Annotated in this window: 13 protein-coding genes; 8 read left to right on the top strand and 5 right to left on the bottom strand. The window is 67.4% G+C overall.

The genetic code is table 11. The annotated features are described in order from the left end of the window. The first annotated feature begins 23 nt into the window (after positions 1–23). The 4 genes from N0B71_RS19995 (at position 24) to N0B71_RS19980 (ending at position 4,289) form a co-directional block, all read left to right on the top strand. Positions 24–2,621 carry a TonB-dependent receptor gene (locus N0B71_RS19995; protein WP_259754461.1) on the top strand — a complete coding sequence of 866 codons (2,598 nt, stop codon included), beginning with the start codon at positions 24–26 and terminating at the stop codon, positions 2,619–2,621. A gap of 211 nt (positions 2,622–2,832) precedes the next feature. Next, on the top strand, positions 2,833–3,432 hold the full coding sequence (locus N0B71_RS19990) for a biliverdin-producing heme oxygenase (protein WP_259754460.1): 600 nt from the start codon (positions 2,833–2,835) through the stop codon (positions 3,430–3,432). Further along, complete coding sequence (locus N0B71_RS19985; protein WP_442964621.1) at positions 3,407–3,862, top strand: YbaN family protein; 456 nt, start codon at positions 3,407–3,409, stop codon at positions 3,860–3,862. The genes N0B71_RS19990 and N0B71_RS19985 overlap by 26 nt, the downstream gene beginning before the upstream one ends. Before the next feature lie 58 nt (positions 3,863–3,920). After that, positions 3,921–4,289, top strand: coding sequence for a YajD family HNH nuclease (locus N0B71_RS19980; RefSeq protein WP_259754459.1), 369 nt, complete (start codon positions 3,921–3,923; stop codon positions 4,287–4,289). 820 nt (positions 4,290–5,109) lie between these two features. Here the strand turns inward: N0B71_RS19980 and N0B71_RS19975 are convergent. The 3 genes from N0B71_RS19975 to N0B71_RS19965 form a co-directional block, all read right to left on the bottom strand. Continuing rightward, entirely contained in the window at positions 5,110–6,105 is a 996-nt protein-coding gene (locus N0B71_RS19975; RefSeq protein ID WP_259754458.1) for an LLM class flavin-dependent oxidoreductase, read from the bottom strand. A 342-nt stretch (positions 6,106–6,447) separates the two neighbouring features. Beyond that, a complete protein-coding gene (locus N0B71_RS19970; RefSeq protein WP_259754457.1) occupies positions 6,448–6,861 on the bottom strand; it encodes an arsenate reductase ArsC in 414 nt (137 codons plus the stop codon). Positions 6,862–6,942: 81 nt separating this feature from the next. Beyond that, complete coding sequence (locus tag N0B71_RS19965; protein ID WP_259754456.1) at positions 6,943–7,434, bottom strand: DUF1543 domain-containing protein; 492 nt, start codon at positions 7,432–7,434, stop codon at positions 6,943–6,945. A 175-nt stretch (positions 7,435–7,609) separates the two neighbouring features. On the opposite strand from N0B71_RS19965, the gene N0B71_RS19960 reads away from it, so the two are divergent. Beyond that, complete coding sequence (locus N0B71_RS19960) at positions 7,610–7,903, top strand: hypothetical protein (RefSeq protein WP_259754455.1); 294 nt, start codon at positions 7,610–7,612, stop codon at positions 7,901–7,903. 1 nt (position 7,904) lies between these two features. Here N0B71_RS19960 and N0B71_RS19955 read toward each other — a convergent pair whose 3' ends face one another. After that, a complete protein-coding gene (locus N0B71_RS19955) occupies positions 7,905–9,047 on the bottom strand; it encodes a DUF1615 domain-containing protein (protein ID WP_442964620.1) in 1,143 nt (380 codons plus the stop codon). A gap of 87 nt (positions 9,048–9,134) precedes the next feature. Further along, entirely contained in the window at positions 9,135–10,028 is an 894-nt protein-coding gene (locus tag N0B71_RS19950) for a DMT family transporter (RefSeq protein WP_259754454.1), read from the bottom strand. 130 nt (positions 10,029–10,158) lie between these two features. Between N0B71_RS19950 and N0B71_RS19945 the strand changes: the two genes are divergently transcribed. From N0B71_RS19945 to N0B71_RS19935, 3 genes are all read left to right on the top strand, one after another. Then, a complete protein-coding gene (locus N0B71_RS19945; RefSeq protein WP_259754452.1) occupies positions 10,159–10,596 on the top strand; it encodes an Lrp/AsnC family transcriptional regulator in 438 nt (145 codons plus the stop codon). Positions 10,597–10,816: 220 nt separating this feature from the next. Then, on the top strand, positions 10,817–12,283 hold the full coding sequence (locus tag N0B71_RS19940) for a sigma-54-dependent transcriptional regulator (protein ID WP_259754451.1): 1,467 nt from the start codon (positions 10,817–10,819) through the stop codon (positions 12,281–12,283). After that, positions 12,280–13,284, top strand: a complete 1,005-nt coding sequence (locus N0B71_RS19935; RefSeq protein ID WP_259754450.1) for a HupU protein — start codon at positions 12,280–12,282, stop codon at positions 13,282–13,284. The genes N0B71_RS19940 and N0B71_RS19935 overlap by 4 nt, the downstream gene beginning before the upstream one ends. The last annotated feature ends 8 nt before the right edge of the window (positions 13,285–13,292 follow it).

Below are 13,292 nucleotides of genomic sequence, written 5' to 3'. Positions count from 1 at the left end.
CGACTGACTAAGAGAGCCCCTCGATGACCCCTTCTCCTTCGCGCGCCCCTCTGCGCCGGCTGTCCGCGCCGGCCGGCATCTCGCTGCTCGCCCTGTCCATCGGCCTCGCCAGCCTGCCGCCCCCCTCTGCCATCGCCGCCGAGGCGAGCCAGACCCAGTCCGGCTACCGCTTCGACATCGCCCGCCAGCCGCTGCCCCAGGCACTCAACGCCTTCAGCGCGGTGACCGGCTGGCAGGTGGGCGTGGCGGGTGACCTGGCCGACGGCGTGGAGTCCCCCGGCGTCAGCGGCCAGCTGCCGGCGGAACGCGCGCTGAAGACCCTGCTCGGCGGCACCGGCCTCACCGTGCGCCAGCTCGGCCCGCGCAACGTCGTACTGGAGCGCAACCTCGCCTCCGTCGCCGAGATGCAGCCACTCACCGTTACCGCCACCCGCCAGGCGCAAAGCGTCACCTCGGTGCCGACCACGGTGAACGTCGTCGGCCGCGAGGAGCTGGACCGCAAGAACGTCAACACCATCAAGGAGCTGGTGCGCGACATGCCCGGCGTCTCCGTTGGCGGCACCGGCAACCGCGCCGGCATCACCGGCTACAACATCCGTGGCATCGACGGCGACCGCGTACTGACGCAGATCGACGGCGTCGAGATCCCCAACAGCTTCTTCAACGGCCCCTACGCACAGACCGAGCGCAACTACGTCGACCCGGAGATCATCAAGCGCGTGGAAGTGCTGCGCGGCCCGGCTTCGGCCCTGTACGGCAGCAACGCCATCGGCGGCGCGGTGAGCTACTTCACCCTCGACCCGGACGACATCATCAAGGACGGACGGGACGTCGGCGCACGCCTGAAGACCGGCTACAGCTCGGCCGACGACAGCTGGCTGACCTCCGCCACCGTCGCCGGCCGCCACGACGCCTTCGACGGCCTGCTGCACCTGAGCCAGCGCAACGGGCACGAGACCGAGTCCTACGGCAGCACCGGCGGCACCGGCCTGTCGCGCACCGAGGCCAACCCCGAGGACGTGCGCACCACCAACGTGCTGGCCAAGCTCGGCTGGAACTATGCCGAGGGCAGCCGCTTCGGCCTGGTCTACGAGAAGTACAAGGACGACGTCGACACCGACCAGAAGAGCGCCTACGGCGGCCCCTACAGCAACGGCCAACCGGCGCTGCCGCCCAGCGTACTGCCCGGCGGCATGTACCAGTGGCGCACCGGCAACGACACCATCACCCGCGAACGCTACGGCCTGGAACATTCGCTGTTGCTGGACAGCAGCCTTGCCGACCACGCCAGGTGGACCTTCAACTACCAGGTCGCCAAGACCGACCAGAGCACCGACGAGTTCTACTACCCCATCACCCGCCAGGTCCTGCGCACCCGCGAAACGCTCTACAAGGAGCGCCAATGGGTATTCGACCTGCAACTGGACAAGGCCTTCGCCCTCGGTGACACCGACCACCTGCTGACCTACGGCACTACCCTCAAGCGCCAAAAGGTCACCGGCTACCGCGAAGGCACCGGCACCTGCCTGGCCGTCGGCCGCGGCTGCACCGCCGTCGGCGCCACCAGTGCCAGCGATACCCTGACCCGCAGCAGCGACTTCCCGGACCCCACCATCGACACGTACGCCCTGTTCGCCCAGGACGAGATCCGCTGGAACGCCTGGACCTTCCTGCCCGGCCTGCGTTACGACCACACCCGCCTGAAGCCGCACCTCACCGACGAGTTCCTGAAGACCGTCGACCAGAGCGGCGAAGGCGACGTGAGCAGCGACAGCAAGAGCTGGCACCAGCTCTCGCCCAAGCTCGGCCTGACCTACTCGTTCAACGACAACTACCTGTGGTACGGGCAGTACGCCCAGGGCTTCCGCACCCCGACCGCCAAGGCGCTCTACGGCCGCTTCGACAACCCCGGCGCCGGCTACCGCGTGGAGCCCAACCCGGACCTCGACCCGGAACGTAGCCAGAGCTACGAGACCGGCCTGCGCGGCAACTTCGAGGAAGGCTCGTTCGACGTGGCGGTCTTCTATAACAAGTACCGCGACTTCATCAACGAAGACGCCATCACCCCCGGCTACGACGAGCCGACCTTCACCAGCAACAACATCAAGAACGCGATCATCAAGGGCGTGGAGCTCAAGGGCCGCCTGGAACTGGGCGCCTTCGGCGCGCCGCAGGGCCTCTACACCAAGGGCTCGTTGGCCTACGCCTATGGCCGCAACAAGGACACCGGCGAGCCGATCAACAGCGTCAACCCGCTCACCGGCGTGTTCGGCCTGGGCTACGACGAACAGGCCGGCCGCTACGGCGCCCTGCTCGACTGGACCCTGGTCAAGCGCAAGACCCGCGTGGACAACAGCCAGTTCAACGCCCCCGACGGCACCAGCAGCCAGTTCAAGACCCCGGGCTTCGGCATCCTCGACCTGACCGGCTACTACAAGCTGACCGACGACCTGACCCTCAACGCCGGCCTGTACAACCTCACCGACAAGAAATACTGGCTGTGGGATGACGTACGCGGCTACGACGGCGTCGGCGAAGCCTCGGTCCTGGCCCCGGCCAACCTCGACCGCCTGACCCAGCCGGGCCGCAACTTCGCGGTGAACCTGGTGTGGGATATCTGACGGGCAAGCGCCGGGGCGCCTGGTGAATCCCGTGCCGGCTCTGTTCGCGAGCAAGCTCGCTCCTACATAGAGAACGGTCCCCTTGTAGGAGCGAGCTTGCTCGCGAACCGCCTTCGCACCGGCATCTCCCGCGGAACGCCCGACAATCTTTACGCTTTCCCCGAACTCGTTCGTCTCGTCTGTAAAGACCTGCAATTTCAAGGAATTGGACATGACCACCGTGGAACTCCCGACCCTGCGCTCGCAGCGCCTGAATGCGCTGACCCACGCCCCCCATGAGCGTCTCGATCATGCGGTAAAGGCCCGCGAGCCCTTCTCCAGCCGCGAGCGTTTCGCCCGCTTCGTCGTCGCCCAGTACCTGTTCCAGTCCGAACTTCAGGCCCTGTACCAGGACGCCGCGCTGGGCCGGATCTTCCCCGACCTGCCGCAGCGCTGCCGCGCCGAACAGGCGCGCCTGGACCTGGCCGACCTCGACACCGAGGTGCCCGCCCCGGTCGCTGGCGCCCTCGCCAATCCGAGCCTGGCCCATGCCCTGGGCTGGCTGTTCGTCTCCGAAGGTTCCAAGCTCGGTGCAGCCTTCCTGATCAAGCGCGTCGCCGCGCTGGGCCTGGACGAGAACACCGGCGCCCGCCACCTGGGCGAACCCGAAGGCGGCCGCGCCGAAGGCTGGAAGCGCTTCACCCGCACACTCGACGGCCTGGAACTGAGCGAAGCCGAGGAACGCGAAGCCGACGCCGGCGCCGTGGCGGCTTTCGAACGCTTCGCCCACCTGCTGCAACACAGCTATGACAGTGCTCCCGCCACCGTCTGAAACCCTCGCGCGCGCGCCAGCCAGTGCTGCGCGCGCCAATCCCCTCGGCCCTGCCCGCTCGCGGCTGGCACGCCTGGCGTTCGCGCTGCTGGCGTACACCAGCCTCTGCGTGGGCATGGTGGGGTTGGTGGTGCCGGGGTTGCCGACCACCGAGTTCGTCCTGCTCGCCGCCTGGGCCGCCTCGAGGAGTTCGCCGCGCCTGGCCGCCTGGCTGGAGAATCATCGACTGTTCGGCCCGATCCTGCACAACTGGCGCAACGGCCGCGCCGTCGCCCGCCGCGCCAAGATCAGCGCCAGCCTGGCGATGCTCGCGGCGCTGGCGATCATGCTGATCACCCTGCCCCACGGCCTATGGCTCTACGCGGTGATCCTCGGCATGGCCGTTGGCAATCTGTGGATCTGGTCGCGCCCGGACACGCCCAGGCCGTAGTCAGCACGCGGAGGCGGATTTATGCTGGAGGTCCGATCCCGCACCTCTGCCACGAGCCATGAACCAGCCCACCAGCAAAGTCGACGCCGTCCTCGCCGAAGCCCAGCGCCGCCGCGAAAGCAGCTACCGCGAAAAAGCCCTGAAGATGTACCCCTGGATCTGCGGCCGCTGCGGCCGCGAATTCAGTGGGGTGCGCCTGCGTGAACTGACGGTTCACCACCGCGACCACAACCACGACAACAACCCCGAGGATGGCTCCAACTGGGAGCTGCTGTGCCTCTACTGCCACGACAACGAACACCAGCGCCAGGTGGACCTGCATTACCAGAACAGCAACGACGCCGGCAGCAAGGGGCCGAAGGTCACCCACAAGGGCTTGGCCGGGTTGGCGGACCTGCTGAAGAAGAAGGAAGACGGACAGGGCTGAGCGTGCCAGCTTCCTGACAGCGTTTCTGCGAATGCAGGGAGGAATGTAGGAGCGTACTCCGTCCGCGATAGGTCCGCATCGCGCCGGAAGCCATCGCGGACGAAGTCCGCTCCTACGACACGCTCACCCCACGGTGTTCCGAACGGGCGCTACGCGGCCGCGTTTCCTGATAGAGCGGATTCCTCCGCGGCGGGCTTCGCGGACAAGGTCCGCTCCTACGTGCAAACTACTGCGCTGGGTCTCCCCTCTCCCCCGCCCTCTCCCTGAAGGGAGAGGGAGCCATCCGAGTCGGCTGACGCCGCCGTTTCAGCCGGCACTGACCCAGTCCCCTCTCCCTTCGGAGCGGGGCGCGCAGCCAGGGTTAGGGAGAGGGCAAACCACCACGCAGGAGTTGAGGTAGGAGCCACTGTCTTCTTTCTGGCAAGCTTGTATCGACGTTTTCCCCTCACCCCAGCCCTCTCCCGGAGGGAGAGGGAGAGGGAGCAGGTTGTGCCGCGCTGACGCTGTAGCTTCATCCTGCACCGAACGGCCCCCTCTCCCTTCAGGGAGAGGGCACGCCCGAGCGCTGAAGTATCGCCGTAGTAGCGCACTCCGTCCGCGATAGGTCCGCATCGCGCCGGAAGCCATCGCGGACGAAGTCCGCTCCTACGACACGCTCACCACACGGCGTTCCGGACGGGCGCTGCGCGTCGGCGTTTTCCTGACGGAGACAAGGCCCGATCCTACAGCTGCGGCGCAGCCCTGTAGGAGCGAGCTTGCTCGCGAACCCGCCCCGCTGCGAGGCCATTCACGAGCGGGTTATCCCTGGCAACCGCATCGGCTACTTGAGACCGGCGACGATCTCCAGCGAGCGCAAGCGCAGCGCATGGTCGTAGATATCGCTGGTGAAGATGATCTCGTCCACGCCCGTCTGCTCCAGCAGGATTTCCAGGCGGCTGCGCACTTTCTCCGGGCCGCCGATCACCGCCAGGCCGAAGAAATTGCCTACCGCCTCCTGCTCGTGGGGCAGCCACAGGCCGGCCATGCTCTTCGCCGGCGGCTTCTGCTTCAGGCTGTCGCCGCGGATCAGCGCCAGCACGCGCTGGAAGGCGGTGGTCGCCAGGTACTCGGCTTCATCGTCGGTCGGCGCGGCCACCAGCGGTACGCCGATCATGGCGTAGGGCTTGTCGAGCACTGCCGAGGGCTGGAAATTCTCGCGGTAGATGCGCAGCGCGTCGTGCAGATACCGCGGCGCGAAGTGCGAGGCGAAGGCATAGGGCAGGCCCTTCTGCGCAGCGAGATGGGCACTGAACAGACTGGAACCCAGCAGCCAGATCGGCACGTTGGTGCCCTCCCCCGGAATCGCCAGCAGCGACTGCTGCGAACGACGCGGGCCGAGGAGCATTTCCAGCTCGGCAACCTGCTCGGGGAAATCCGCGCCATCGCCCAGGCGATCGCGGCGCAGCGCGCGCATGGTGGCTTGGTCCGCGCCGGGCGCGCGGCCCAGGCCCAGGTCGATACGGCCGGGATAGAGGGTTTCCAGGGTGCCGAAGTTTTCCGCCACCACCAGCGGCGGATGGTTGGGCAGCATCACCCCGCCGGAGCCGACGCGGATGCGCTCGGTCTTGCCGGCGATGTGGCCGATCAGCACGGCGGTGGCGGAGCTGGCGATGCCGTCCATGTTGTGGTGCTCCGCCAGCCAGTAGCGGGTAAAGCCCAGGCGCTCGACGTGGCGGGCAACCTCGACGGCGTTGTGCAACGCCTCGGCAGCGGTGCCCTGGTCACGCACGGGCACCAGGTCGAGCATGGAGAAGGCAATATCTGACAGGGACTTCATAGGCACTCCGGTTCGGTTCACGCAGGCGCGGGTCAGCAGCGCCGCGGACATGACTTTGACCACGACTCTATCGAGGCACTCCCCGCCTGACCACGTGTCGGGATCGATAGTGCTCATGCCGCCGAGTGATACAGCGCTGCAAGCGCATTGCCATCAGTTATTCATGCCGACGTCACCGCACCGTCATGCAGGGCGGCCAGAATGCCCTTGCGCTAAAGGACCAGCGCCCCATCTCTACGGGAATCCGCCGCTATCCTCCCCAGGCACCGGCGAAATCCTGTGGCCTACGAAGCAAAAAGCCCGCATCCGTGCGGGCTTTTTGCTGTGTGATCGCCAGACGTTTCAGTCGCGGTTCTTCACCATTTCGAACAGCTTCAGGCGATCGCTGATTTCCTGCAGGGTGTGGCGGAACGGGTCGTGCTGGCCGCTCTGTGCGGGATCGACGAAGTTCCACACGATCACCTCGCTGGACGTCGGCAGCTCGTCACCCTCGTCAGTGGACTTGTCGCAGAGGTCGATCAGGTAATCGAAATGCTGGCCGCGGAATTCGTCGATGGACTTGCTGCGCAGGCCCTCGGTGGAGATACCTGCGTGCTCCAGCACATGACGCGCGCGCGGGTCGATGGCGGTCGGGTGGATGCCCGCGCTGAAGGCGTCGAAGTGCTCGCCGTCAGTGTGCCGCAAGAGGGCTTCGGCCATTGGCGAGCGGGCGTCGTTGGCGACGCAGACGAACAGGACTCGGCGTTTCTCGGTCATCGTTACCTCGGCGCGGGGGGCGGCGTTGCGCCCCTTATACGTCAGGTTTTATGACAGGGCCGTGTCAGCCGCGCCGAAGGCTCACAGCAGGATGTAGTCGCTGCGCTGCACCACACCGCGGCTTTCGCCCTCGACAAGGTGGACGTAGCGCCCACCCACCTGGTCGATGGGGATGCAATCGTCGACGTCGATCACCGCGTCGGTGTGCGCCTTGTCCCAGCTGCGCGGCATGCGGCGCTTGGCGCGGGCCTTTGCGTCGGCGGCGTCGCGCGCGGCCACCAGCACGTACTGGTGCGCTTCGCCGAAGCTGCCCAGTTCGTAACCGCCCAGGTTGACGAAGAACAGCCGCTGCTCGCCCGGCGCCGGCATCGCGGCGCTGAATTCCACACGGTAGGCCTCGACGCCATCCACCTCCAGCCACGAGTCGATGTGCAGGCCGTCCGGGCTGCCGAACCAGGCCTCGCGCAATTGCGGGTAGGTGGATTTCAGGTTGTCGCCGATGACGAAGGCCACGTCATGGACCTCGATCCGCGCGCGCGGATGACGTCCGCCCAGCATGACTACGAACAGCATTTCAGACCCTTCCCAGGTTTCAGACAGGCTCTGACAGATCCGCCGCGGGACAGGTTCAATCTAGTGGCGGATAAATGGCCATCCGCCAGCGAGGCCGGCGACCGGGCGGCGCCTGCACTACGCTGACACTGTCCGCACCGCCGCGCGCCGTGCCTGCATTCGTCTGGGAGACGCCATGAAATCGCTACTGATCGCCGCATCGCTGATCGCCATGCCGCCCGCCTTTGCCGCCATTCCCATGCTCAACTACGACTGCCCGAACGACGTGCAGATCCACACCGATGAGAACGGGCCGGTCTACATCAATGGCCAGGAAGCCAAGGTCACCCAGGACAAGGACAACACCGTGGTCGCCAAGGGTGAAGGCGTGACCGTGCAGATCACGCTGAACGACGACGGCACGGCGAGCGTTTCCTACACCGACCCGGACGGCAACACCGGCGTCTGCGACCCCGCCGAGGGGGATTGACTCAGTCTTTCGGCGCCCGCGTGAGGCAGCGCTGGTAGCGCTCGTCCACGCGCTGGGCGAACCAGGCGGTGGTGAGCTGGCGGGTGATCTTCGGGCTGTGCAGGGTGATGCCCGGCAGCATCGCCCGCGGCAACGACTTGCCGGCGGAGCGTTCGGCCAGTGCGAACACCTTGGTGTAGAGCGTCGACGTCGTGAAGTCCGGCTTGTCGCCCAGCTCCAGGTCGCGGCGGATCTCGCGCTCGCTCATGCCCAGTCTCGGCGCCAGGGTGCGCACCGCCTTCTCGGTGCTGCCGGCGTCATAGCTGCCGTAGAGGATCAGGTCGCCGTCCAGTGCCAGGGTGATGCCGGTCAGATCCATCACCGCGCGCTGGAACGCGGCGTTGCGGCTGGCGTACCAGCCGGCGTTGTAGTCGGCGAATCGGTACAGCTGGCGCGGGTAGTTCACCGGGTAGCCGAGCAGGTGGGCGATGCCGAAGTACATGCCGCCACGGCGGCTGAACACCTCACGGCGAATGCTGCCGTCCACCGGGTACGGATAGCCCTCGGCGTGGGCCTGGGCGAACTCGATGCTGACCTGCATCGGCCCGCCGGTATGCACGGGGTTGAAGCGGCCGAACAGTTGCTGGCCCAGCGGCACGCCACCGATGAAGTCATCGAAGATCGCGCTGAGCTCCCGCTCGGTTTTCGCGCTGGCCAGGCGTTGGCTGTAGGTGCGGCCATTGGGCGACTTCAGCGCCAGCGCGGTATCGATGAGGAAACCCGGCACGTGAAGCTTGCCGGCGCGGCGGTCGATCTCGGCGCGGGCGATCTTGCCCAGGCCGGGCACCGGCGGGTCGGCCTTGAAATTGGATTCCTGCTCGGTGATCGCCACCACCGAGCAGAGGTTCGCAGTGGTGGCCGGGATGCGCTGGGTGGTGAAGGCGACCTGGATGTCCTTTGCCCAGCCCTGGCGGTCGCTCGCGCCAGGGGGAATCAGCGTGGCCAGGGTGCCGCGCACTTGCTCCGGCGTCGGCTCCGGAACGCTGGGCGCGCGCGTGCCGCAACCCGCCAGGGTGAGCAATACGGCCACGCCCAGCAGGTGAAAGAGTCGGGATGAAGGCCTTTCCAGGCCGAATGAATCTGCCGTCAGGGCAGCCGCAGTCATAGTCCGTTCCTTGCTTGAATTTCCGCCGCCTACAGGACCTGTGCCCAGCGGCACAGGTTCCCCGGCATTGTCAGGCAAGCACGGATTTCAGCGCCAGGCCAGGCGCCGCAGGTTCAGGCTCCAGCCGCGCTGCATGCCGGCGGCGGCCAGCAGGATGGCGACCACACCCAACCATTGCAACGGCGTCAGGCGATGGCCGAAGGCGAACCAGTCGACGAAGATGGCGGCGATCGGGTAGATGAACGACAGCGCGCCGGTCAGTGCCGTCGGCAGTTTCTGGATCGCGCCGTAGAGCAGCACGTACATGATGCCGGTGTGCACGATGCCCAGGGTCGCCAGGCTGGCCCAGGCCGCGGTGGCCTGCGGTAGCGGCGAGAGGTTCGCCCAGGGCGCCAGCAGCAGGATGCCGGTCACCGCCTGGATCAGCGCGATCAGGTGCGGCGGCACGCCGCTCAGACGCTTGATGATCAGCGCCGCCAGCGCATACAGCGCCGCCGCGCCGAGGGCCAGGGCGATGCCGCCCAGGTAGTCGCTGCCCACCTGCCCCGCTTCGCCATGGGCGCTGACGATGGCCAGCATGCCGGCGAAGGAAACGCCGAGCCAGGCGAGTTTCTGCGCGGTCACCTTTTCGCCGAGGAACAGCGCGCCCAGCAGCACCAGCAGGAACGGCTGCACGTTGTACACCGCCGTGCCGATGGCGATCGACGCCCGCGAGTAGGAGCCGAACAGCAGCACCCAGTTGCCGACGATGGCCGCGCCGCTGAGCAGCGCCAGGCCGAAGGTGGCGCGGGTGAGGATGCCCGGCCGCAGGAAGCCCATGGCCGCGCAGATCACCAGCAGCGTTGCCGCGCCGAACACGCAGCGCCAGAACACCACGTCCAGCACCGGTTGCCCGGAGACCACCACCAGCCAGCCGATGGTGCCGCAGATCAGCATGGCGCTGATCATTTCCAGCGTGCCGCGTCGAATTCGCTCGTTCATGGTTCACCCTCCCTTCGTTGGCGAACAGTATGAACAGGCAGGCGCAGGCACTCCATCGCCTGACGCAGGCAAAATCGCGCCGTCGCCTTTATTATCAAGGCAACTTCCCAAAACGACTTTCGGGACGAAGATGACCGACGAAATCGACCAATTACTGATCGCGGCGCTGATGGAAGATTCGCGCCTGTCCCTCAAGGCCCTGGCCCAGGTCAGCGGCCTGAGCTCCCCCAGCGTCGCCGAGCGCCTGCGCAAGCTCGAGGAACGCCAGGTGATCACCGGCTACACGGTGAACGTCGACCCGCGCGCCTTCGGCTACCAGCTGCAGGCCATCGTCCGGGTGCGCCCGCTGCCGGGGAAACTGCAGGACGTGGAGCGGCAGATCCTGGCCATCCCCGAGTTCACCGAGTGCGACAAGGTCACCGGCGAGGACTGCTTCTACGCGCGGATGTGCGTGCGCTCCATGGAACAGCTGGACGAGATCCTCGACCACCTCAACGGGTTTGCCGAGACCAATACCGCCATCGTCAAGAAGACCCCGGTGAAGCGGCGCCTGCCCCCCATGGCCTGAGGCGGGATGGCCCGCGGCAGACGCCTCGCGTCGAATGCCAGCCCCGCAACGCCTAGTGCGCCGCGGGATTGCCATATCCGGACCTGGTAGCGATACGCAGCCACCGGCCTAGTCCAATGGTAGTGTTCCCTTTCACCGCTGCGTTTCGAATGTCATGATCCGGTGACCGCCGGGTCAGCTTCTGTCCGGCCTCAGCATTGCGACAGTTGAACCGGCGTCCATGTCTTCACTCGGCAGCTTTGATTCCCACGTACCGACCGTCCTGGTCATCGATGACGAACTGCGCTCGCGCGAAGCGCTCTCCCGGGTGCTCGACGGCGAGTTCCAGGTGCTGCTCGCCGACTCGGCCGAGCAGGCCCGCGAACTGCTCGAACGGCACCCGGTGGCGGTGATCCTCTGCGACCAGCGCATGCCCGGCGTGCAGGGCATCGAGTTCCTCAAGGAGGCCCGCGAACGCTGGCCCGAAGTCGTGCGCATCGTGCTCTCGGGCTACACCGACTCCGAGGACATCATCGCCGGGGTCAACCAGGCCGGCATCTACCAGTACCTGCTCAAGCCCTGGCTGCCCGACCACCTGCTCACCACCGTGCGCAACGCCGTGGAAAGCCGCGCCCTGCACAATCACATGCAGCGCCTGGACGTCGAACTGCGCGCAGCCACCCCGGTGCTGCGCCGGCGCAGCCAGCAGGTGCTGGACAAGGTCCGCGACGCCTTCGACTTTTCCCGCATCGTGCGCGAGCCCGGCAGCCCGCTGGATGCCGTGTGCGAACTGGCGGCGCGGGTGGCGCGTTTCGATCTTTCGGTGCTGCTGCTGGGCGAGTCCGGCACCGGCAAGGAACTGCTGGCCCGCGCCATCCACTACGCCAGCCCGCGCGCCGACAAGGCCTTCGTCATGGAAAACTGCGCGGCGCTGCCGGACTCGCTGCTCGAGTCGGAACTGTTCGGCCACAAGCGCGGCGCCTTTACCGGAGCGCACCAGGATCACATCGGGCTGATCCAGCGCGCCCACGGCGGCACCCTGTTCCTCGATGAAATCGGCGATACCTCGCCCGCCTTCCAGGTCAAGCTATTGCGCGTGCTGCAGGAAGGCGAGTTGCGCCCGGTCGGCGCCAGCACCCCGGTGCGCGTGGACGTGCGGGTGATCGCCGCGACCCACCGCGATCTCGAAGCGGACGTCCGCGACGGGCGCTTCCGCAGCGACCTCTACTACCGCCTCGCCGGAGTCTCCCTGGCGTTGCCGCCCTTGCGCGAACGCAGCGGCGACCTGATCCCGATCGCCAGCAAGCTGCTCGCCGATGCCAGCCAGGAACTCGACCTGCCCGGCCTGCACTTCGCCGCCGATGCCCTCGGCAGCCTGCTGCACTACCCCTGGCCCGGCAACATCCGCGAGCTGCGCAACGAGATCTACCGCGCCGCCGCACTGTCCGAAGGCGCCGAGGTGAGCGCCCGGGCGTTCTCCCTGAAGGTCCTGCAGGGCCAGGCACGCGGCGCGCTGGCCGCCGCCTGCCAGCACGGCGCCCCGGCAGGCACCTTGCAGGATCACCTCGACGCCATCGAAGCGACGCTGCTCAAGGAAGCGCTGCTGCGCAACCACTGGAACAAGACCCACACCGCGCGGGAGCTGGGTCTGTCCCGCGTGGGCCTGCGCCAGAAGCTGCGCCGCTTCGGCCTGGAGGAATCGCCATGAGCGCCCCGTTCCGCGTGCTCTGGCTGCAATCGGGTGGCTGCGGCGGCTGCAGCATGTCGCTGCTGTGCGCCGACACGCAGGACTTCGCCGGCCTCTGGCGCAACGCCGGGATCGACCTGCTGTGGCACCCGTCCCTGTCGCTGGAAAGCGCCGGCGAGGTGCTGTCCCTTCTGGATGACTGCCTCAGTGGTCGTACCCACCTGGATGCGCTGTGCGTCGAAGGCTCGCTGCTGCGCGGCCCCCATGGCACCGGGCGCTTCCACCTGCTGGCCGGCACCGGCGTGGCGATGATCGACTGGGTGCGGCGCCTCGCGGCTGTCGCCGACTACACCCTGGGCATCGGCACCTGCGCCGCCTACGGCGGCATCACCGCGGCCGGCAACAACCCCACCGACGCCTGCGGCCTGCAGTACGACGGCGAGCGCCTGGGCGGCCTGCTGGGCGCCGATTACCGTTCAGGCAAGGGGCTGCCGGTGATCAACGTCGCCGGCTGCCCGACGCACCCGGGCTGGGTCACCGACACGCTGATGGCCCTGGCCGCCGGCCTGTTCGGCGCCAGCGACCTGGACGCCCTGGGCCGCCCGCGCTTCTATGCCGATCAACTGGTCCACCACGGCTGCACGCGCAACGAGTTCTACGAGTACAAGGCCAGTGCGGTGAAACCCTCCGACCTCGGCTGCATGATGGAAAACCTCGGCTGCAAGGGCACCCAGGCCCATGGCGACTGCAACAACCGCCTGTGGAACGGCGAAGGCTCCTGCACCCGCGGCGGCTACGCCTGCATCAACTGCACGGCGCCCGGCTTCGAGGAGCCGGGGCACGGGTTCCACCTCACCCCCAAACGCGCCGGCATCCCCATCGGCCTGCCCACCGACATGCCCAAGGCCTGGTTCGTCGCCCTGGCGGCGCTGTCCAAATCAGCCACGCCCGAGCGCGTGCGGCAGAACGCCACCGCCGACCATGCGCTGATCGCGCCCGTCATCCGCCGCACCCGGCGCTAGGGAATCTT

Origin of the sequence: Pseudomonas sp. GCEP-101 (assembly GCF_025133575.1) — a bacterium.
GTDB lineage: Bacteria > Pseudomonadota > Gammaproteobacteria > Pseudomonadales > Pseudomonadaceae > Pseudomonas > Pseudomonas nitroreducens_B.
Note: the sequence above shows the minus strand (reverse complement) of the source record. Positions and strands in the feature narration are given on the sequence as shown.